The organism is Geodermatophilus sp. SYSU D00879, from assembly GCF_054050375.1.
The window spans coordinates 133,358-152,981 of the sequence record NZ_JBJGZF010000004.1 but is presented as its reverse complement, the minus strand read 5'-3'; the positions used below and the strand labels follow the sequence as shown (position 1 = coordinate 152,981).

The window sequence follows — 19,624 nt, the reverse complement described above, 5'->3', positions numbered from 1 at the left end:
AGTTCGCGCAGGACTTGGCCAACGGACGGCCGGGCCCTATCAGTTCTCAGTGTTACGCGGAAGAAGCGTTTCGAGTTCAGGGGTTCCGTAGGTAAGGAACACGATGTCGGTCTTGCTTTCGTCAGCGGTCTGCCGGTCGAACGTGACCGTGACGCAGCCACCGTCAGCCTCCTTGTACAGACGTGGCTCGGCAATTCCGGCATCGCAGTCGAAGGAGTACACCCCCGCTTCGGCGGGGAGTGTGAGGCGATAGGCGCGCGATTGGCTCGGGGCCTCGACAAACAAGGGGGCGGTCAGGGCGTTGGCGGTGAGGACGTGCTCAAGGGTGGCGAGGTCGGTTTCACCGCTCAGGACCGGCGGCTCCTCGATGCATGCTGCGCTCCCGGGAGCAGTCCCGAAATCGTCGGCCTGGACGGGACGGCTGGCGAGGTCGTCGACCTGGTCTCGCAGGCTCGCGACCTCGGCGCTGATGTCGTCGCTGGTCGTGTGAACGCCGAGGGCGAGTTGTTCGATGGCCTTCTCGACGTTGGCAAGGACCGGTGCGGCGTCGCCGACGATGTCGGTGAAGTCGCCGTAGTCCTCCGCGATGCCCCGGACGTCATGCCGCCTTTTTACACGCATGGCTATGGCCATGTCGCAGCGTGTGGCGAGACTCGCATGCCTTCAACTGATGCGAAGCTAACCGCGCTAGCCGCGCACGTCAGCTGGTAGTTAGAAGCTGCGCTCGCCGTTTCGTCGAGGTGCGTCCCTGTCGCCTTTGATCCTCAGATTAGGCATGGACTCGACCGTATCGTGCTACAAAAGAGGCGTGGCGACATCCAACACCTACCGCGGGGTCTTCCCGGTCGTCAGACAGGTCCGCGACGCACGCGTGTACATCGGGGTCCACCTCGCCCAGGTCAATGACCGGCTGACTTGCGTGGGCCTCGACATCCGCTCGCTGAACCTGGGCGACAGCATGCTGACGATCCCCTTCGACCTCGGGAACTCCACCTGGGAGGAGGTCGGCACCACGGTCCTGCGTGGGCTGCCTCTTCGCGACGTCCTGGACGACGCCCTGGAGCAATATCGAGAGCTCGTCGAGGGAGCGAACACCCGCGCACGTGAGCTGATCGGCGATGGACACAGCAGCGCCCAGGCGTCCGCCGAGTCCCGGCGTCGCGGTCGCCCGCCACAGCTCGGCGACGAGGTGCTCGAACAGGTGGTCGCTGCCGCCTACCGCTTGGGAGGTCACCGCCCCGTTCAGGCCGTTCAGGAGGCGCTGGAAGGAGCCGGCGCACTGCCGAGCCCCGTCAGCATCGATCAGGCTCGCAAGGCCGTCTTCCGGGCACGAGCACGCGGGTTCATCCCACCGGTCAGGACGCCCGACACCCACCCAGAGGACCACTCATGAGCTTTGCGCGACTCCCACGCTGTGGATGCCGCTACGAGCCCGAACGATCAGCGCAGGGGAGCTACGGGGCATGAACCGTCGAGGACGCGTGTACCGCCGCTGCTCCTGCCGGGACGAGAACGGCAAGCAGCTCGGCGGAGCCTGCCCACGACTGACCACCGACGGCAAGCACGGCACCTGGTACTTCGCCGTCGACCTGCCGGCGACGCCGGGCAGGCGCCGGACGATGCGGCGCGGCGGCTTCCCCACCAGGAGCGCCGCCGGGAAGGCCCTCGCCGACGTCACGAACCGTGCTGCGCAGGGCGTGCGCATCGATGACCGTGAGACCGTGGCCGCATTCCTCACCCGGTGGCTGCAGGTCAAGGCGGGCGAGGCCAAGCCGACGACGCTCCGCTCGTACCGAGCGCATGTCGAGAACGTCATCGTCCCGGCCCTCGGCCACGTGCCCATCGAGCGGCTCCGCGCCGAGCACGTCGAGCAACTCTTGGCCGACGCTGCCGCTGGCCGTAGCCCGGCCACCGTCCGCCGCATCCATGCGACGCTGCGGTCGGCGCTCAGCTACGGCGTGAAGACCCGGCGCCTGCCGTTCAACGTCGCCAGCAATGTCACACCGCCCACCGGAGCCCGGCCGGAGGTCCAGCCCTGGTCGGCCGCAGAGCTCGCCACCTTCCTCCGGCACGTCGAGACCGATCGCCTCGGCCCGCTGTTCGAGGTCATCGCCGCGTGCGGCCTCCGCCGAGGGGAAGCGCTCGGGCTGCGCTGGGCCGACCTCGATCTGGTCAACCGCACCGCCCGGATCCGGCAAACCGTCGTCGACGTCGGCGGTCGGCTCCAGTTCTCAACCCCGAAGACCTGCTCCTCCGAGGCCACCGTGCCGCTCACCGAGCGCGCCGTGCAGGCCCTGCTGCAGTGGCGCCTCGGACAGGACATCGACCGGCAGGCCTGGGGGAACGCCTACGAGGACCACGGCTTGGTCTTCGCCCGCGAGAACGGCGCTCCGCTACGCCCGGAGTACGTCACCCGCCGATTCGTCGCACTGAGCCAGGCCGCCGGCCTCCGCCAGGTCCGACTTCACGACCTCCGGCATGGCGCCGCATCACTGATGCTGGCCGCCGGCGTACCCATGGCGATCGTGTCGAAGATGCTCCGCCACTCTTCGATCGGGATCACTGTCGACACCTACGGCCACCTGTCCGAGGACACCGCGCGGACCGCGTCCGACGCCATGGCCGCGGCCCTTGAGCAGGCCTTCAACACCTCCGCCGCGGCGTCCGGCGACCACACTGCGACCACTCCGGGCCTGGTGGGCGATCCCACCACCCAGTCTGCGGAGAAACGCGCTGGTCGGCGCGGTGGGCCCCGTGGGGATCGAACCCACAACCCGCGGATTAAAAGTCCGCTGCTCTGCCAGTTGAGCTAGAGGCCCGGTGGGTGCAGACAACCCTCCAGACAACCCACGAGACAACGCGTGAGACAGCGGCGGCGCCTGCGGCCCGCTGCGAGGCTACCGCCGGCGTCGGGCGCCACCACGAGCAGCGCACGGCCGGCGGCCAGAGCCGCCTAGGGCTGCCCCACCAGCCGACGGGCCAACTCCCTCGCGTGGGCGCGGGCCCGGTCCGTCCGGGCGGCAGGGGTGTCGGCGGGCGCCGCCTCCGATGACGGCATGGCAGCCGTGTCCGATCCGGGCGGGCGGGTGGTCAGGCGGACGGCGAAGCCGCCCCTGGTCCGGAATGTCTCCAGCGTGTCGCAGGCCTCCCGGACCAGCCACAGCCCCGCCCCGGCAGGAGGGAAGCCGTTGCTCGGCGGGGTGTAGCCGGCCAGCGGGTCGTCGAACCCGTCCCCGCAGTCCGTGACCGTGCACTCGAGCCGGGTCGGCGTCGCCCACAGCCGGACGGCGACCGGCGGGCGACCGTGCCGCAAGGCGTTGAGGAGGACCTCGGCGACCGCCGCGGCGAAACGACTGCGCAGCTGCCCCGGCTGGCCCGAGTCGTCCAGGGCGGCGCGCACTCGCGCGCGCAGCTCCGGCAGCCGGGCGACATCGGCCAGGTCTGCCAACTGGAGCGTGGGCGGGAGATCCTCCGCTCGACCCGCCAGGGTGGTCGGGGTCCGGCGCAGGACGGTCGCGGGGTCCAGGTAGCGGGGACTGGGCACGGGCCCTGCGGGGGTCATCACCGCGGGATGGGTCTCCTCGATGCCTCCGCGGATCCCCTCGGACAGTTCGCGCCGGTCGTAGGCGCACACGCTCGACAGGGGCAGCGGTCCCAGTGCGACGTTGAGGACCGCCTCGCAGCGGTGCCACTCGTGCCATCCGTCGCCGGACTGATCGACCGGGATCTCGCCGAGCAGCCGCACGCCGGGAGCCCCGGCCACCAGCTGGCGGCGGACCACCCGGCGGAACGCGGCGATCGCGTGCGTGGTCCGGGTGTAGATCCCCTCCCGCGGCAGGACGAGGACGCGGTCGTCGTGGCCGAGGGCCTCGGCCAGCAGGGCGCTGTTCTCGTTCCGGCAGGCGAGCACGGCCGTCTCGCCGACGGCCAGCCCCTCGGCCAGGAACGGCACGACCGCGGACACCAGGTCCTCGGCGGAGCGGTAGAGGAGCGCGGCGTGCAGGTGGGCTGGTCCGGTGGTGGAGGTCATCGCTCGCCTCCCACCAGGTGCATGCCGGGCAGCTCGTCGACCTCCAGCATGCGCATCGTGAGCTCGACCGGCGGTTGGAGGGCGACGAGCAGGACGTGGCCGCCCGACGACCGGAAGCCACGGGTGGCGTCGTCGAGCCGCCAGCACGAACCGGCGTCGACGTAGCTGACCTCGCCCAGGTCCACCCACAGCACCCGCGACCGGTGACGGCTCGCGGCGCTCAGCACCGCCGTGAAGACCTCGGTGTTGGTGGCGTCGACCTCTCCGTGCAGGGCCAGCCCGTCCAGGTCCCGACTGGTGGAGAAGGTCGCCTGGTGCACGCCGGCCAGGTGCGTGGCCACCGCGTCGTCCAGCCACCTGCCGGTGGTGGCCGCCTCGGCGTACTGGCACATCGCGCTCATCGGCAGATCACCGACGAGCGCGTCGAGCCGTTGCTCGACACCGTGGACTTCACTGGGTGACAGGACACTCAGCGCCGCCCGCACCTCCGCCGAGATGCGCACCGACGTGAACCCCTCGGCCAGCGCGCGCTCCACGACCACGCGCTGACCCTCCGGCGGATAGAACTCCTCCGGCGGCAGCACCACGAGCTGCCCATCGCGGACGGCGGCGGCAACGTCCACACCGCGGGCCTCCAGCACCGGGACCAGCGCGTCCTCCGGCATGAGCGGGAGCTCGGTGTAGATGATCTTCTCGCCCAGCTCCAGCCCACGACGAACCCAGGCGGTCAGACCGGCCAACCGTTCGCCCTCGGTCCGGTGCAGCAGCAGGACATGCCCGTCCCACTCCGTGCCCGGAGCCTCCCGGACATCGCCCACAGGCCAACGCTACGCGCGAAGCACGCCGCTCAGGACGAGGACGGAAGTCACCGACGACCGCGCGGAGGGGCGCCGTTCCGGAAGTGGTGCCGTTGCGCTCCAGCGAGGACGGCTCCCGTCCCGACAGGCCGACGATCACGATGCGTCGGCGAGGCGGAGCAGCAGGTCCAGGGCGTCTTCTGCATCCACCAGAGGCCCGTGGGGATCAGCCCTTCGATCAGTGTTGTCCTCGGGGTCATCGCCGTGGTCGGGCGCCTGACCCCACCCACGCCACGGGCCTACGGCAGCCGGCGTCCTCGGTTCCGGGACTGTGCCGGCCGGGAGCCGGTCGCCCCGCCGAAGGGGCCGGCTCCAGCTCCCACGCCCGAGCCACTCCCCTCCGGCATGCCGAGTCGCCTCCTCGACGTCCCGGTCCGCGAACCCCCGAGCGGTCAGGTCTCCCTCGAGCGCGGGGACCGGGTCGGGGCTGAGCTCGGCGAGGTCGGCGGTCACTGGCGACCTCTCGCCAGGCCGTGACCCGACCTGCCTCGTGGCCAGGTCAGGGCAGGGCTCACCTCGCACAGCGGGCCGGCGGGTTCGACCGGCCGTCCCTCGATCCAGCCCCGCATCCCGGGCCGGCGGCGCATCTCCGCCCACCGCGCTGCCGGCGGGTGCCCGCTCGTCGACGCCCGGGTCTCACCCGCACCGGGTGAGGCCCACGATCCGCCGCTGTTCCAGGCTTGCCGTCCGGCGGCTCGCGGGACGACCGCCCGTCTGCCCGTCGTACGCGAGTACGAGGAAGGACGTCGCCATGAAGCTCGTCGTCGACCTGACCCGGTGCCAGGGCTACGCGCAGTGCGCCTTCCTGGCCCCGAGCGCCTTCACCATGCACGGCGCCGGCGAGGCCCTGCTCTACGACCCCGAACCCAGCGACGAGCTGCGCGAGCGGGTGCTGCGCGCGGCGGCGGCCTGCCCGGTGCAGGCCATCGTCCTCGACCGAGGCCCCGCCGAGGACGGCGCCGGGCGGGCCGCGGCAGCCGCGGCCCGCCGCGGGGACATGGACGAGGAGTTCCTGCGGACCGGGCGGATCGTGATCGTCGGGGCGTCGCTGGCCGGGACGCGGGCCGCCGGGGCGCTCCGCTACCAGGGGTTCACCGGCTCGCTCACCGTGATCGGCGACGAACCCGCCGAGCCCTACGACCGCCCGCCCCTGTCCAAGCAGGTGCTGAACGGCTCCGTGCCGGCCGGGCACACCGGGCTGCCGCGCCGCCGCGCCATTGACGCCGACTGGCGACTGGGTGTCGCCGCCACCGGGCTGGACCTGGCCGCCAAGCAGGTCCGGCTGGCCGACGGCTCGTCCGTCGGCTTCGACCGGCTGCTGATCACGACCGGAGTGCGGGCCCGGCCGTGGCCGGATCCGGCCGAGGCGGCGCTGGACGGGGTGACCGTGCTGCGGACCAGCCGGGACGGCGACCGGCTGCAGCGGCTGGTGGCGGCCCGGCCGAACCGGGTGCTGGTCATCGGAGCCGGGTTCACCGGCTCGGAGGTCGCCTCCGTCTGCCGGGAGCTCGACCTGCCGGTCACCGTGGCCGAGGCCGGCCCGGCTCCGCTGGTGGCCGCCCTGGGCGGCACGATCGGCGCGGTCGCGGCGGACCTGCAGCGCGAGGCCGGTGTGGACCTGCGCTGCGGCGTCATGGTCACCGCCCTGGAGGGCGAGAACGGCCGGCTGCGCCGCGCCCGGCTCTCCGACGGCAGCACGCTGGACGTCGACGTGGCGGTGGCCGCGCTGGGCGCCGTCCGCAACGTCGACTGGCTGGAGGGCTCCGGGCTGGCGGCCGGCCGGTGGGGCGTGGCCTGCGACGCCGGCTGCCGCGCCTTCGACGCCAACGGCCTGGTCACCGACGACGTCTTCGTCGCCGGCGACGTCGCCCGCACCCCGCAGCCGCTGTTCGGCTACCAGATGCTCGCCCTCGAACACTGGGGCAACGCGGTCGCCCAGGCCGAGGTCGCCGCCCACAACATGATCAGCGACGAGGCGCACCGCTGGCCGCACCTGGCCGTGCCGGTCTTCTGGTCCACCCAGTTCGGCGTGGAGATCAAGTCGATCGGCGTGCCGAACATCGCCGACCAGGTCGTCGTCACCCAGGGCTCGGTGGCCGATCGCCGGTTCGTCGCCGCCTACGGCCTGCGCGGCCGCCTGGTCGGCGCCGTCACCTTCGACCAGTCGAAGTGGCTGGAGTTCTACGGCCGGCAGATCGAGCGGGGGGCGCCCTTCCCGCCCGCGTCCCACACCGTCGACCAGCCCGGCGAGCTGCGGCCGTCCCCCGCCGGGTTCCCCACCCACCCGATCCCCACCCAGGGCGCCACCGTCGTGCTCACCGGCCACGACCCCGCCGAGCGGCGCGCCACCCTGCTGCCGAGCTGACCGGCGCTCGCCCACCCCCGAGTGCCCCGATCCCGCGCCCGAGAGAGGCCGCCCTCATGACCACGATCGCGCCGCCCACCAGCGTCTTCGCACAGATCCTGGACTACGCCAACCGCGCCGACCCGTACCCGCTCTACGCCGAGCTGCGCAAGACCCCGGTGGCCCGGCAGGACGACGGGAGCTACGTCGTCTCCACCTACCGGGAGATCGTGGACCTGCTGCACGACCCGCGGATCAGCTCCGTGCACCACACCAACGACGACGCGCCGGGCCGCCCGACGCCGTTCATCCGCACCGACCCGCCCGAGCACGACCGGCTGCGGCGCATCGTCAACCGCCACTTCGGCCCGCCGCACACCCCCGACCGGATCGACGGCATGGCCCCGGGCGTGCGCCGGCTCGCCACCCGGCTCCTCGACGGCCTCGCCGGCCAGTCGGAGGTGGACGTCGTGGAGCAGTTCGCCTATCCCCTCCCGGTGACGGTGATCTGCGAGCTGCTCGGGGTGCCCCGCGAGGACGAGCCCCGCTTCCAGGTCTGGGCCCAGGCCCTCGTGGACACGATCGACCCGGGCGCCCGGGACCCCGCCGAGCAGGAGCGCAAGCGAGCGCAGGCCCAGGGCGAGATGGGCCTCTACCTCGCCGGCCTGGTCGACGCCCACCGCAAGTCCCCCGACGCCAGCATGCTCTCCGCGCTGGCCACCGAGGACAGCCCCGACGGCCGCCTGACCGACATGGAACTGCTGGCCTCCGCCGTGCTGCTGCTCGTGGCCGGGCACGAGACGACGGTCAACCTGATCACCAACGGCGTGCTCACCCTCCTGCGCCACCCCGAGGTGCTCGGCCGGCTGCGCCACGACCCCGAGCTGGCCATCTGGCTGGTCGAGGAGCTGTTGCGCTACGAGCCGCCCGTGCAGTTCCTCCCGAACCGGAGCGCCCTGGACGACATCGAGATCGCCGGGACCACGATCCCGCGGGGCTCCCGGGTCGTCCTCGTCCTGGCCGCCGGCAGCCGCGATCCCGCCCACGTCCGCGATCCCGAGCGGTTCGACCCCGACCGGTTCGACCCCGACCGGTTCGGCCTCGCCCGTGACACCGACCAGCACCTCGGCCTCGGCGGCGGCGTCCACTACTGCTTCGGCGCGCCGCTGGCCCGGCTGGAGACCCAGATCGCCCTCGCCGAACTGGCCCGTCGGCTGGTGAACCCACAGCTCGTCGTCGACCCCCCGCCGTACCGGACGAGCCCGGTCCTGCGGGGCCCTCGCCACCTGCGGGTCACCATCGACGGCATCGCCCCCGCCACGGACGGGCCGACCGTGCCGCGCCCGCGGTAGGACCAGCCCGTCGCGGGCGGTGCGGAGCCCGAGACGACGCCGGAGCGGGCGGTCTCCGGCCTCCGGAGGTCAGCGCCGGCGGCGCAGGCCGTCGAGGAACCCCTTCCACAGCTGGGCGCCGAACGGTTGCTTCTGGCCCGTGTCCCCCATCGGCTGCGGCTTCGACGCCCTCCGCGGGGCCTGGCGGGTCCGGTTCAGACGGCGCTGGGGTGGCTGGGCCCGGCGTCGGGTTCCCTCCGGCATGGCGGCACCCTCTTCCATCCGCTGCCTGCCCGCGCGGGGCCGCGGGCGGTGCGGCACCGGCATCGTCCCGCCGGCCGGCGACCGCCGGAGCGGCTCCCACGACGACGCCGGGGCCGTCAGTGACGCCGTGACCGAGCGCGACCGCCCGATGACGGGGTGACGCGCCGGGGCGGCATCCTCTGCGGGCCGGCGGGCGGCAGGCCATCGTGGAGAGGCAGCCGCAGACCTGGGGGAGTTCATGACCGTGTCGACCGTCAACCGCGCGCCCCGCCCCAGTGGCCTGGCCGACGTCCTCGACGTGGTCCTGGACAAGGGGATCGTGCTCGACGCGTACGCACGTGTGGCGCTGCTGGGCATCGAGCTGGTGACCGTCGACGCGCGCGTCGTCATCGCCAGCGTGGACACCTACCTGCGGTTCGCGGAGGCGGTGAACCGGCTCGACCTGTACCCCGAGAGCGAGCCCAGGGGCCTGCCCGGGCTCTTCGAGGACACCCTCGAGGGCGGCGCCAAGATGGTCGTGAAGAAGAAGCTCAGCGGTCCCGCGGAGAAGATCGAGAACTTCGTCGAGAAGATCACCGGCCGCGGGAACGAGGAGCGCGAGCGGTAGGACGCCCGGGCCCGGCCGGGGCGACAATCGCAGGCACCGCGACCGTCGGGACCGGGGAGGGTGCCATGACGTCGCAGATCCCGGGACTTCCCGGCCGTGACCTGCTGCAGCCGCTGACCGAGGAGATCGGCGCGGCGGTGCACCGCGAGGTCGAGCGGGTCCGCAACGAGGTCACGCGCCCCTACCGCGACTCGCGGGAGGGCGCGCGCCTGCTCGGCGGCTCGGCCGTGCTCGGCTCGATGGCGGCCGGCGGCGCGACGGCGCTGCTCATCCGGTTGCTGGACCGCCGGCTGCCGCCGACGGCGTCGGCGGCGCTGGTCACCGCCGCGCTCGGCGCGGGCGCCGCCGCCCTGGCGCGGGCCGGCCGCGCGCGGATGCCCTGGGCGCCGGCGGGCGCGGCCCCTCGCCCCGGGACCTGACCGGAGGACGCGGCGCGACCGGCGGGTCTGACCGGCGCGCCGCGTCGTCGTGGCTCAGGCGTCGGCGCGCGCGGCCCGTGCCGGGGCCCTGCGCTCGTCCTCCTCACCCCTCCGGACGGCGGGGATCTCGCGCAGGCCGGGGCGGCGCCGCTGGTCGGGCTGGGCTCGTCGGGGAGTCGGGTCCTGCATCGTGCCCTCCGATCTCGTCGGCGCACGTCCGTGCACGCCGGGGGTTCCGAGGGCGCCGATCCTGTGGCGGCCGCCCGGACCACCCCTTGCGGACACGCCGGTCGCGCCCCGCCCTGCGGCGCTGCGCAGCAGCTTGCGGTCCCCCGGTGCACACCCCGTCACCGGTCGGCGGTCACCGCCCGTCGGCCTCCTCCACCGCCGCGGGCGCCGTCCGGAGCCGGGCCCGGTCCGCCCCGGCAGCGGCCGCCGGCGTGGCCAGGACCTCGGCGTGGGTCACAGCACGTCGAGCACCAGCAGCACGACCAGGGTCAGCACGGCGGACACGAGCAGGGAACCCAGGCAGCCCAGGCGGTTGGAGAAGAAGAGGAACACCGGGTCGAGGTGCCCACCGCGCGCCGTCGGCAACCGTGCGTCACCGTGAGGTGCCACTCGCCCGGGGACGTGCACCCGTTCAGGGGATCGTGGCACCGGGGGCCACTACCTACGGTCATCCCCAGCGCGCCGGTCACGACCGCGTGCGAGCACTCCGGCCCGGCCGTCCCGTTCCCCCCGGGACAGCCGGGCCGGTCCCTTCCCGGGGTCAACAGGCGGCGGCGACCAGCCCGAAGAGGACGTCGCGCTGCGCCTGGTCCAGCGGCAGGTCCGCGGGCACCTCGTCGTCGTCGCCCACCCGCAGCCCGAGCACGAACAGGTAGGGCTGCTTGACCTCCGCCAGCGCGTGCGGATCGCAGCGCGCCATCGTGAACTCGACCGGGACCTCCAGCGTCGGCTCCCCCGCCTCCAGGGTCCGCGGCAGGTCCGCCGCGACGTCGTAGAGCACGTTGCCCTCCAGCCGGGTCACGGTCACCGGGCGGTCGTCGTCGCCGGCCCGGGTCAGCACGAGCGACCCGGCGACGGCGTTCCCGTCCGACGCGAGCCCGGTGACGGTGACCCCCGCGACGGCGAGGACGGCGCGGACGGCGCACCGCTCGCCGTGGATGCGGCCGAGCGTCTCGGCGGCCAGCGGCACGCGCAGGGTCTCGGTGCGCCCGTCGGGCCGGACGACGGTCAGCCGCGCCGCGGCGGGCTCGGCGGCCCGGTCGCACACCACCTCGCCGTAGGGCGTGGGCAGGTCGATGGTGCGGCCGGGGGCGTAGGCGGCGGTGACCGCCCGGTCCGGCAGCGGCGCGAAGCCGGGCGAGTCGATCGCCACGGCGGTGACGGTGAACGGCTCGGTGCCGGTGTCGGTGACCCGGACCTGCACCTGCCCGCCGACCGCCGCGTCGGTGCGCAGCTCCACCGCCTCGGCCTCGATCCCGGGCACCGGCGGCGCGGCCGGCCCGGGAGCGGGCGTGGACGACGGCGACACCGGGGAGGCCGGCTCGGCGGCCGACGGGCCGGCGGAGCCGCACGCGGCGCACAGCAGCACGGCGAGCACCGCCGCCGTCCGCCGCATGCGGCGAGCGTAGGGCGGCGGGCTACTGGTGGCGGGAGGGCAGCCGCGCCATGACCCGGCCGGCCTCCATCCGCACCTCCAGCTTCTCCTGCGGGTTGGCCGCCGGCCCGCGCCGCGGCTCCCCGTTCTCCAGGTCGAACGCCGACCCGTGCCACGGGCAGACCAGGCACTCGTGCCCGCGCACCTCCTCGACGGCGCCCTCGTACAGCGGCCCGGCCAGGTGCGAGCAGGCGCCCACGAAGACGTCGACCCGCGCGCCCCGGCGGACGGCGGCCAGCGGCGCGGCCACCCCGCTGCCGCCCGCGGTGCGCAGCGCGGGCCGACCCTCGGGCAGGTCGTCGAGCGGGCCGAGGTCGATCCAGTCGGAGGTCAGCGCGCGGGCCGCCGTCGCCGCGTGCGAGGCGCCCGAGGACTGGGCGTAGGACATGTGCCCGCCGATCGCCGCGGACCCGGTGGCGATGCCCAGCCCGGCGTAGGCGAGCACCCGGCCGAGCGTGCCGCGCCCCTTGGCCCGGGCGACGAGGGAGCCCACGTACAGGCTCAGCGCGGCCACGTTGGAGACGGCGTGCAGCGCGCCCAGCCGGCGGACGCCGACCTCCTGCTCCGACCAGTCGGCCGCGCCGGACATCGCCGCGGGCACCGAGACGGCGACCCCGGTGGCGATCAGGACGGTGGCCGCCGGCCGCAGCGGCGGGACGGCGTCGAGCAGGCCGGCCGAGGTCCAGCTCCCGACGGGGACCTGCACGAGCACCGGGTGCAGCGGGTGACCGAGCCAGGTGCCGTGCAGCGCGTCCTTGAGCGCCGCCGGCCGCAGGACCGCCTGCACCGCCGCGCGGGCCTGCTCGATGGCCCGGTCGAAGGTGCTCACGTCCGCGAGTCGGTCGAGGATCCCCATCAGGCTCATGCGCGGGCTCCTACCCCCGCCGGGCCACCCTGACGCCACCGGCCACGGTGCTGACCAGCGAGGTCACGAGCAGTCCGGCGGCGAGCGCACCGGCCGCGTTGAGCAGCGCGTCCAGCGGCGACACGACCCGGCCGAGCGGCAGCAGCCACTGCAGCACCTCGATCGCCGCGCCCGCGGCGACGGCGGCGCCCGCGAGGAGGGCCGGCCGGCGCAGGGCCGGGAACCGGAGGACGGCCACCGCGGCGACCGGTGTCAGCAGCAGCAGGTTGCCCAGCAGCTGCCGGACGGTCGCGCGCGAGTCCAGGCCGGCGAGGTACCACTGCGCCTCGACGGCGGGCGAGCCCCAGGCCCAGCCCCCGTCGCCGGTGGGCAGCAGGGTGAGCGCGGCGACGGCGGCCAGCGCCACGGCGAGGACGGCGGACAGCAGCGACCTCATGACCCCGACCGTGACGCACGTCCCTGGCAGCCCCCTGGGAACCGCCTGCGGGGACCCGGAGTGAGCGGATGCACACCCGACACAGCGACCCGCAGGGAGTAATCCGGTCGCCCCGAGGCAACTGTCAGGAGGATCCTGCACAGTGATCCCCGACGACGCCGTGACCAGCGAGGAGGTGCGCCCGTGACCTGCCCGTCGCTGCTGCACCGTCCCGCGGTCGTCGACGTGGTCGCCGACCTCGCCGCGAGCCTGAACACCCTGGTGCGCTCCGACCGGGCCCTGGGTCAGTTCGCGCGGTTCGTGATGGTCGGCGGGTTCTCCAGCGCCGTCTACGCGCTGCTGTTCTGGCTGCTGCGCGACCTGGGCGGCGTGCAGGCCAACGTCGTCGGCTCGGCGCTGTCGTCGATGCTCGCCAACGAGATGCACCGGCGGCTGACCTTCCGCGCCGGTGAGCGGGTCGGCTGGTTCGCCGCGCAGTGGGAGGGCGGCGCGCTGGCGATCGCCGGCATGGTGGCCACCAGCCTGGCGCTGAGCTGGTTCAACGCCACGGTCAGCGAGCCCGCCGTCGTCGCCGAGCTGGCGGTCATCGCCCTGGTCACCGCGACCATCGGGACGCTGCGCTTCCTCGCGCTGCGCTGGGTCTTCCGCCCGCAGCCCGCCTGACCCCCTCACCCGGTCCCCCGCCGGGTGTTTGGCGCGCGCGTGTCGCGAGCACACAACCCGATAGTGGTTGAACGTGCAACCACGAGACCGCGTACGCGACACGAGAGCCGAGGGAACCGTGGCGAAGATCGCCGTCATCTACTACTCGTCCACCGGGAACGTGCACCAGCTCGCCGGCGCCCTGGCCGAGGGCGCCGAGGAGGCGGGCGCGGAGGTGCGCCTCCGCCGGGTCCCGGAACTGGCCCCCGAGGAGGCCATCGACAGCAACCCGCTGTGGCGGGCGCACGTCGACGCCACCGCGGGCGAGGTCCAGGAGGCCACGCCGGCCGACCTGGAGTGGGCCGACGGCTACGCGCTGGGCAGCCCCACCCGCTTCGGCACGCCCGCCTCGCAGATGAAGCAGTTCATCGACACGCTCGGCGGCCTGTGGTTCACCGGCAAGCTGGCCAACAAGGGCGCCACCGCGTTCACCAGCGCGCAGAACGTCCACGGCGGCAACGAGTCGACGATCCTCACGTTCTTCAACGTCTTCTCGCACTTCGGCGCGGTGATCGTGCCGCCCGGCTACACCGACCCGCTGCTCTTCGAGGCCGGCGGCAACCCCTACGGCGTCTCGAACGCCTCGGGCGGCAAGTCGGCCACCGCGTCCGACGCCGAGCTCGCCGCGGCCCGCTACCAGGGCCGCCGCCTGGCCGAGGTGACGGCGAAGCTGGCCGCCTGACCTGCACGGACACACCGCGACGGCCGGCCGGGACCCCTCCCGGCCGGCCGTCGCCGTCCCGAGCAGGGGCGTGGCCCCGGAACTAGCCTCGACGGGATGAGCGAGCCGACGACGCGGGCGCCCGGGCGCTGGAGGCGTCCGGCACGGGTCGCCGGGCGCTGGGCGGTCCGGCTCGCCGTCGCGGCCGCCGGCGCGCTGCTCGGCATCCTGCTGCTCGGCCGCGTCGAGGCGCCCATCGGCCCGTTCGACGCCGGCCTCGCCCTCACCCCCACCGGCGGCGGCGCGACCGTGGAGGTGCCGCCGCTCGGCACGCTGGAGGTCGACGCCTACGACGGCCCGCTCGGCCTGGACGTCCAGCTGCGCCGCGTCGACGAGTCCCGCATCCAGGAACTGGTGAGCGACCCGGCCCGGCTCGACGGCCTGGTCGACCGGGTCAGCGCCGACCTGCAGGACGCCGTCGTCCGGCTGGCCTGGACCACGGCCGCCGCCGGGGTGGGCGGCGCCGCCGTCGCCTCCCTGCTCCTCTACCGCCGCTGGCGCGAGCCGCTGGTCGCCGCGGGGGTCTCCGTGGTGCTGCTCGCCGGCACCGCCGGCCTGGGCGCGGCGACCTGGCGACCCGAGGCGCTGTCCCAGCCCACCTACACCGGCCTGCTGGTCAACGCGACCAGCCTGATCGGGAGCGCCGAGGACATCGTCGCCCGGTTCAGCGCCTACCGGGAGTCGCTGGAGGAGCTGGTCACCAACGTCGGCACCCTCTACTCCGCGCTGTCGGCACTGCCGGCCCCGGGCGGGCCCACCGACACCGTGGCGCTGCTGCACGTCTCCGACATCCACCTCAACCCGGCGGGCTTCGACCTGGTCGCGCAGGTGGCCGACCAGTTCGACGTCGACGCCGTCCTCGACACCGGCGACATCACCGACTGGGGCAGCGAGCCGGAGAACCGGCTGATCGGCTCCATCGGCGCGCTCGGCGTCCCCTACGTGTACGTCCGCGGCAACCACGACTCGGCGACCACCGCCGCGCTGGTCGCCTCCCAGCCCAACGCCACCGTCCTCGACGACTCCGCGACGGAGGTCGCCGGCCTGACCGTGGTCGGCGCCCGGGACCCCCGGTTCACCCCCGACAAGGACGCCTCCGGCGACGGCGAGTCGCTGGAGCAGACCGGCGAGGACCTCGCGGAGGTCGCCGAGGAGCAGGCGGAGACGCCGGCGATCGCGATGGTGCACGACCCCGGGCAGGCCGGGCCGCTGGACGGCGTCGTCCCGCTGGTCCTGGCCGGGCACACCCACGAGCGGGAGGTCGAGCCCCTCGACGGCGGGACGCTGCTCATGGTGCAGGGGTCGACCGGCGGCGCCGGCCTGCGCGGCCTGCAGGGCGAGTACCCCGAGCCGCTGACCTGCACCGTCCTCTACCTCGACCCGGACACCGGCGCGCTGGTCGCCTACGACGACATCACCCTGGGCGGCCTCGGCGAGACCGAGGCGACGATCGTGCGCACCGTCGTCCCGGAGCGGACCGCCGACGACGTCCCCGCCGACGGCACCGAGGACGGAGGCGGCACGGAGGACGGCGACGGGACACCGGCCTCCCCGACGGACTGAGCCGCCCGTCCTACGCTCGCGCCATGGCTCCGACTCCCCGCCTGGCCGCCGGTGTCCTCGCCGGGGCGCTCGCCCTGGTCCCCGTCGCCGGCTGCTCGTTCACCTCGAACGGCTTCTCCTGCTCCGGGTCGACCTGCACGATCACGCTCGACGGGGAGGGCAGCGAGGTCGAGGTCCTGGGGACGACGGTGACGCTGGGGAGCGTGCAGGACGGGCGGGCGTCGATCAGCGTCGCGGGGGCCAGCGTGTCCTGCGGGGAAGGCGAGTCCGTGAACGCCGGGAGCCTGTCGCTGGAGTGCACCAGCGTGTCCGGCGACACGGTGGAGCTCACGGCCAGCCTCGGCTGACCGCTCACCCGGCGTCGGCGACCTCGACGACCACCCGGGTCGGGTCCTCCAGCGCGTAGACCCGGAACGGCGCCTGCGAGCGGGTGCCGACGAAGGCGACCGTCGTCCCCTCGAAGGTGGCGTCGAAGACCACCTCGGTGACCGTGGCGGTGCCCTCGCCCGGCAGCGGGTCGGGGCCCGCGTACTCCTCGACGCCGGTGTCGTAGGGGTAGCCGGCGCCGGTGATCGTCACCTGCAGGACCGCGTCGCCGGCCACGGCGACCTCCTCGCCGCTGCCCTGCGAGCTCGCGACGTCGACGTAGCGGACGTCCCAGCCCGGCGTCCCCGTGCCGCCGGCCTCGAACACCACGCGGTCGAAGCCGTCGTGGTGGCCGGTGCGCACGTCGCGCACGGTCACCGACGCGTCGGCGGAGGCGTCGGCGGTGTCGGGCCGCGTGTCGGCGGGGGACGACGGCGCGGCGGTGCCGGCGTCCCCGTCGCCGGTCCCGGTCTGCGAGGCCGGACCACCGGCGGACGACGTCGCGGAGGAGGTCGCGGGGTACGACGCCGCGGTCGGGGACGCGCCCGCCGCCGGCCGCTCCTCCCCGCCGCAGCCGGTCAGCAGGAGCGCCGCGGCGAGCAGGGCGGGGACGGGGGCGGGGGCGCGGCGGGACACCCGCGGATCGTGACAGCCGGCCGGCCCCGGGCGGCCCCGCCACGCCTGGCCGAGGGGTGGTGTCAGGGGCCCTCCGGGGGCCGTGTATCGTTCTCCCTGCCCCCGGCGAACACGAGCCCCCATCGTCTAGCGGTCCAGGACGCCGCCCTTTCAAGGCGGTAGCACGGGTTCGAACCCCGTTGGGGGCACGGCACCACCAGCAGTACCAGCAAGGCCCTGTAGCGCAGTTGGTTAGCGCGCCGCCCTGTCACGGCGGAGGTCGCGGGTTCGAGTCCCGTCAGGGTCGCTTCCCCGGTGCAGCATCACCGGGAGGGGCAGGTAGCTCAGTCGGTACGAGCGCTCGCCTGAAAAGCGAGAGGTCGGCGGTTCGACCCCGCCCCTGCCCACACACTCTTCTCCCCCTCCGGAGCCCGGTGGTCGTCGAAGCCCGCGACCCGGCCCGGGTCGTCGGCCTCGCGGCCCGCCTGCTGGAGGTCCAGCACGCCGCCTACGCCGTCGAGGCGCGGCTCATCGGCGACGACCGCATCCCCGCCCTGCACGAGGACCTGGCCGCCCTGCGGGGCGCCGGCCTGTCCTGGCTGGTCGCCCGCGACGGCGCGACCGTCCTCGGCGCCCTCGGCCGGCGGGACACCGGGATCGGCGTCGACGTCGACCGGCTCGTCGTCGACCCCGCGCACGCGCGCCGCGGCACCGGGCTGGCCCTGGTCGCCGCCGTGCTGGAGCGGGCCGGGCGGCGCCCGGTCACCGTCTCCACCGGCCGCGCCAACACCCCGGCCCGCCGGCTCTACGCCCGGGCCGGGTTCACGGAGGTGGCCGAGCGCGAGGTGCTGCCCGGCCTGTGGGTGGTCGACCTGGCTGGACCCTGAGGCCTCAGACCCGGACGGCGCGGTCGGCCACCACCTGGTCGTAGACCTGCTCGTGGACGGCCCGCACCGCCGCGCGCTGCTCCGCCCGCCAGCCGCGGTCGGCCGGGCGGGGCATCGGCCGGGTCAGCGCCGCGCCGACCGCCACGCCGAGGGACACCGGGTCGAAGCCGCACTCCTCGTCGTTGCCGTAGCAGACGACGTCGGACCACTGGTCAGCGAACCACCCGCAGCGGGGCGCCACCACCCGTGTGCCGACGTCGCGGCACACCTCCAGGTCCCGCGAGTGCGTGCCGCAGCGCTGCGGCAGCACCGCCACGTGCAGCTCCTGCAGCTGCGCGGCCCAGCGGGCCGGGTCCCGGACGACCACCTCCAGCCCCTCGGCGCGGGCCAGGTCCGGGTCCAGGGCGAGCGACTGCCCGGGCTCGAGGAACACCCGCAGCCGCCCGCCGCCGGAGACCGCGCCCGACAGCGCGGCCCGGACCATCGCGACCGGGTCGGTGACCGTGGCCCCCGGGATGCCGAGCGCCAGTCCGACCAGGCCGCGCTCGGCGCCGGTGTCCGGGTCGGCCGCGGCGACCGAGGGGTGGGCGACGACGATCGCCGTCCGCCCGAAGCGCTCGGCGATCTCGTCCGCGGCGCCGGGGGTCAGCGTGAAGACGACCTCCGCGGTGGCCAGCAGCGCGGCCAGGTGGGCGTCGTGCCGGTGCCGTTCGGGCCGGGCGGGGTCGCGCAGTTGGTGCACGGTGACGACCAGCGGCACGCCGGTGCGGCGCAGCGCCTCGGTCCAGCTGACCACCTCGTCCTCGTGCAGGTGCCCGTAGCCGGTGTGCACGTGCACGACGTCGACCAGGCCGGCGTGCGCGGTGAGGTACGCCGGGTCCAGCCACGGGCTCGGGTCGTGGTCGGGACCCACCCGCACCGCGGAGGCGGGCAGCACGGCGTCGACGTAGGGATCGGCGTGCGGCACCGTCGCGACGCGGATCCGCGCGGGCGACGCGGACGTCGGTAGTGCGTGCATCACGCGGGCGGCCACTCCTCCTGCGGTCGAGCACTGCGACGGCAGGGGCGGTGCTCCTCGACGAACTCCGGAGAGTTCCGATACCCCAGGATGGTGCCGCACAACCGTGTGGGAACTCACCGGGTGGCCTGCGTCACCCCATGGGGCTCACCCGGTGCTGCTGCGGCCCTCCCGCGCGGCGGCGTACGCCGGGGCCCGGAACCGGGCCATCGGGCCGTCGGCGAGCAGCCCCGGCGGCGGGTTGCGGACGGCGTCGAAGCGCAGGTCGGGGTCGAGGCCCTCGGCCGGGTCCCCGAGGATCAGCCGGCCGAACGGCACCCACTCCCCCGCGCCGCGGGCGACCACCAGGCGGAACGTCGTCCCGGGGGCCGCCGCGGCGACCGGCGCCGGGTCCGACGGCAGGGCCTCCGGCCGGTCCGGGACCGCGGCCAGCCGCAGCGTCCCCGCGGCCGAGCGGTAGCCCATGATCGACGAGTAGGTGGTCGCGGCGTCGACGCGGGGCACCGGCAGGAGCCGCGTCCAGCGGCCCGAGCCGGTGCTCGACAGCAGCAGGTCCACGGGCCGGCCGCCGTCGGGGAGGCGGACCGCGAGACCCAGGAGGTCGGGCAGGGGGGCGGGCAGGCCCGCCCCCCGGGACAGCCGGACGACGGCGGGCTCGCGCGCCGGCTCGTCCAGCCACGGGACGCCCCAGGAGCCGGGGACGCCGGTCCGCTCCAGGACGGCCGCGACGACGGCGCCGCGGGGGTGCATCGGCTTGCCGCTGCGCCGGCGCGCCAGGGCGCCCAGCGGCACCGCGGCCAGTCGTCCGGCCAGTCTCGCGAGGTCGTGCACGCCGCTGCCCTACCCGCGCCCCCGGGCCGTGCACGTGTCGTTCGTCAACCGGCAGGACCTGCCGGTGGCCGGCCGGGATGTCCGTCGTTCCTTGCCTGTGACACG

Annotated in this window: 20 protein-coding genes, 4 tRNA genes and 1 pseudogene; 14 read left to right on the top strand and 11 right to left on the bottom strand. The window is 74.8% G+C overall.

Annotated features, from left to right (window positions below):
• Nucleotides 1-39: 39 nt before the first annotated feature.
• Nucleotides 40-633, bottom strand: coding sequence for a hypothetical protein (locus ACI79B_RS07995; RefSeq protein ID WP_456927511.1), 594 nt, complete (start codon nt 631-633; stop codon nt 40-42).
• A gap of 175 nt (nt 634-808) precedes the next feature.
• On the opposite strand from ACI79B_RS07995, the gene ACI79B_RS07990 reads away from it, so the two are divergent.
• Both ACI79B_RS07990 and ACI79B_RS07985 read left to right on the top strand, forming a co-directional pair.
• Nucleotides 809-1,393, top strand: coding sequence for a hypothetical protein (locus ACI79B_RS07990; protein ID WP_456927510.1), 585 nt, complete (start codon nt 809-811; stop codon nt 1,391-1,393).
• Between the two features lie 25 nt (nt 1,394-1,418).
• Nucleotides 1,419-2,528 (top strand): annotated as a pseudogene (locus ACI79B_RS07985) (tyrosine-type recombinase/integrase); the annotation flags it as partial.
• A 218-nt stretch (nt 2,529-2,746) separates the two neighbouring features.
• Here ACI79B_RS07985 and ACI79B_RS07980 read toward each other — a convergent pair.
• The 3 genes from ACI79B_RS07980 to ACI79B_RS07970 all read right to left on the bottom strand — a co-directional run bounded on the left by ACI79B_RS07980 (nt 2,747) and on the right by ACI79B_RS07970 (nt 4,848).
• A tRNA-Lys gene (locus ACI79B_RS07980) sits at nt 2,747-2,819 on the bottom strand.
• Nucleotides 2,820-2,953: 134 nt separating this feature from the next.
• Complete coding sequence (locus ACI79B_RS07975) at nt 2,954-4,030, bottom strand: anti-sigma factor RsbA family regulatory protein (protein WP_456927509.1); 1,077 nt, start codon at nt 4,028-4,030, stop codon at nt 2,954-2,956.
• Nucleotides 4,027-4,848 (bottom strand): MEDS domain-containing protein, encoded by an 822-nt coding sequence (locus tag ACI79B_RS07970; protein WP_456927508.1) that lies wholly within the window; start codon nt 4,846-4,848, stop codon nt 4,027-4,029. The genes ACI79B_RS07975 and ACI79B_RS07970 overlap by 4 nt, the downstream gene beginning before the upstream one ends.
• A 790-nt stretch (nt 4,849-5,638) precedes the next feature.
• On the opposite strand from ACI79B_RS07970, the gene ACI79B_RS07965 reads away from it, so the two are divergent.
• From ACI79B_RS07965 to ACI79B_RS07950, 4 genes are all read left to right on the top strand, one after another.
• Nucleotides 5,639-7,252 (top strand): FAD-dependent oxidoreductase, encoded by a 1,614-nt coding sequence (locus ACI79B_RS07965; protein ID WP_456927507.1) that lies wholly within the window; start codon nt 5,639-5,641, stop codon nt 7,250-7,252.
• 56 nt (nt 7,253-7,308) lie between these two features.
• Entirely contained in the window at nt 7,309-8,583 is a 1,275-nt protein-coding gene (locus ACI79B_RS07960) for a cytochrome P450 (RefSeq protein WP_456927506.1), read from the top strand.
• Between the two features lie 481 nt (nt 8,584-9,064).
• The gene (gene gvpJ / locus ACI79B_RS07955) at nt 9,065-9,433 is read left to right on the top strand and encodes a gas vesicle protein GvpJ (RefSeq protein ID WP_456927505.1); all 369 of its coding nucleotides are present in this window, start codon (nt 9,065-9,067) and stop codon (nt 9,431-9,433) included.
• A 65-nt stretch (nt 9,434-9,498) separates the two neighbouring features.
• Complete coding sequence (locus ACI79B_RS07950) at nt 9,499-9,852, top strand: phage holin family protein (protein WP_456927504.1); 354 nt, start codon at nt 9,499-9,501, stop codon at nt 9,850-9,852.
• A 462-nt stretch (nt 9,853-10,314) separates the two neighbouring features.
• Here ACI79B_RS07950 and ACI79B_RS07945 read toward each other — a convergent pair whose 3' ends face one another.
• The 4 genes from ACI79B_RS07945 to ACI79B_RS07930 all read right to left on the bottom strand — a co-directional run bounded on the left by ACI79B_RS07945 (nt 10,315) and on the right by ACI79B_RS07930 (nt 12,816).
• A complete protein-coding gene (locus ACI79B_RS07945; RefSeq protein WP_456927503.1) occupies nt 10,315-10,446 on the bottom strand; it encodes a hypothetical protein in 132 nt (43 codons plus the stop codon).
• 175 nt (nt 10,447-10,621) lie between these two features.
• Nucleotides 10,622-11,476, bottom strand: a complete 855-nt coding sequence (locus ACI79B_RS07940; protein WP_456927502.1) for a hypothetical protein — start codon at nt 11,474-11,476, stop codon at nt 10,622-10,624.
• A gap of 22 nt (nt 11,477-11,498) precedes the next feature.
• Entirely contained in the window at nt 11,499-12,380 is an 882-nt protein-coding gene (locus tag ACI79B_RS07935) for a Rieske 2Fe-2S domain-containing protein (protein WP_456927501.1), read from the bottom strand.
• A 10-nt stretch (nt 12,381-12,390) separates the two neighbouring features.
• Nucleotides 12,391-12,816 carry a VanZ family protein gene (locus ACI79B_RS07930; protein ID WP_456927500.1) on the bottom strand — a complete coding sequence of 142 codons (426 nt, stop codon included), beginning with the start codon at nt 12,814-12,816 and terminating at the stop codon, nt 12,391-12,393.
• 183 nt (nt 12,817-12,999) lie between these two features.
• Here ACI79B_RS07930 and ACI79B_RS07925 point away from each other — a divergent pair, with 183 nt between their 5' ends.
• From ACI79B_RS07925 to ACI79B_RS07910, 4 genes are all read left to right on the top strand, one after another.
• Nucleotides 13,000-13,479 (top strand): GtrA family protein, encoded by a 480-nt coding sequence (locus tag ACI79B_RS07925; RefSeq protein ID WP_456927499.1) that lies wholly within the window; start codon nt 13,000-13,002, stop codon nt 13,477-13,479.
• 118 nt (nt 13,480-13,597) lie between these two features.
• Nucleotides 13,598-14,200 carry an NAD(P)H:quinone oxidoreductase gene (gene wrbA / locus ACI79B_RS07920; RefSeq protein WP_456927498.1) on the top strand — a complete coding sequence of 201 codons (603 nt, stop codon included), beginning with the start codon at nt 13,598-13,600 and terminating at the stop codon, nt 14,198-14,200.
• Nucleotides 14,201-14,296: 96 nt separating this feature from the next.
• Nucleotides 14,297-15,802 (top strand): metallophosphoesterase family protein, encoded by a 1,506-nt coding sequence (locus ACI79B_RS07915; RefSeq protein WP_456927497.1) that lies wholly within the window; start codon nt 14,297-14,299, stop codon nt 15,800-15,802.
• A 23-nt stretch (nt 15,803-15,825) separates the two neighbouring features.
• The gene (locus tag ACI79B_RS07910; protein ID WP_456927495.1) at nt 15,826-16,149 is read left to right on the top strand and encodes a hypothetical protein; all 324 of its coding nucleotides are present in this window, start codon (nt 15,826-15,828) and stop codon (nt 16,147-16,149) included.
• 4 nt (nt 16,150-16,153) lie between these two features.
• On the opposite strand, the gene ACI79B_RS07905 is transcribed toward ACI79B_RS07910, so the two are convergent.
• Entirely contained in the window at nt 16,154-16,804 is a 651-nt protein-coding gene (locus ACI79B_RS07905; RefSeq protein ID WP_456927494.1) for an AMIN-like domain-containing (lipo)protein, read from the bottom strand.
• A gap of 115 nt (nt 16,805-16,919) precedes the next feature.
• On the opposite strand from ACI79B_RS07905, the gene ACI79B_RS07900 reads away from it, so the two are divergent.
• From ACI79B_RS07900 to ACI79B_RS07885, 4 genes are all read left to right on the top strand, one after another.
• Nucleotides 16,920-16,992 (top strand) — tRNA-Glu (locus ACI79B_RS07900).
• 24 nt (nt 16,993-17,016) lie between these two features.
• A tRNA-Asp gene (locus tag ACI79B_RS07895) sits at nt 17,017-17,090 on the top strand.
• Nucleotides 17,091-17,116: 26 nt separating this feature from the next.
• Nucleotides 17,117-17,190: transfer RNA gene (locus ACI79B_RS07890), tRNA-Phe, on the top strand.
• A 27-nt stretch (nt 17,191-17,217) separates the two neighbouring features.
• Nucleotides 17,218-17,670, top strand: coding sequence for a GNAT family N-acetyltransferase (locus ACI79B_RS07885; RefSeq protein ID WP_456927493.1), 453 nt, complete (start codon nt 17,218-17,220; stop codon nt 17,668-17,670).
• 4 nt (nt 17,671-17,674) lie between these two features.
• Here the strand turns inward: ACI79B_RS07885 and ACI79B_RS07880 are convergent, their stop codons facing one another.
• Both ACI79B_RS07880 and ACI79B_RS07875 read right to left on the bottom strand, forming a co-directional pair.
• Nucleotides 17,675-18,688: a hypothetical protein gene (locus tag ACI79B_RS07880; protein ID WP_456927593.1), complete on the bottom strand. Its 1,014-nt coding sequence runs from the start codon at nt 18,686-18,688 to the stop codon at nt 17,675-17,677.
• Between the two features lie 147 nt (nt 18,689-18,835).
• Complete coding sequence (locus ACI79B_RS07875; protein ID WP_456927492.1) at nt 18,836-19,519, bottom strand: phosphodiesterase; 684 nt, start codon at nt 19,517-19,519, stop codon at nt 18,836-18,838.
• Between the last annotated feature and the right edge of the window lie 105 nt (nt 19,520-19,624).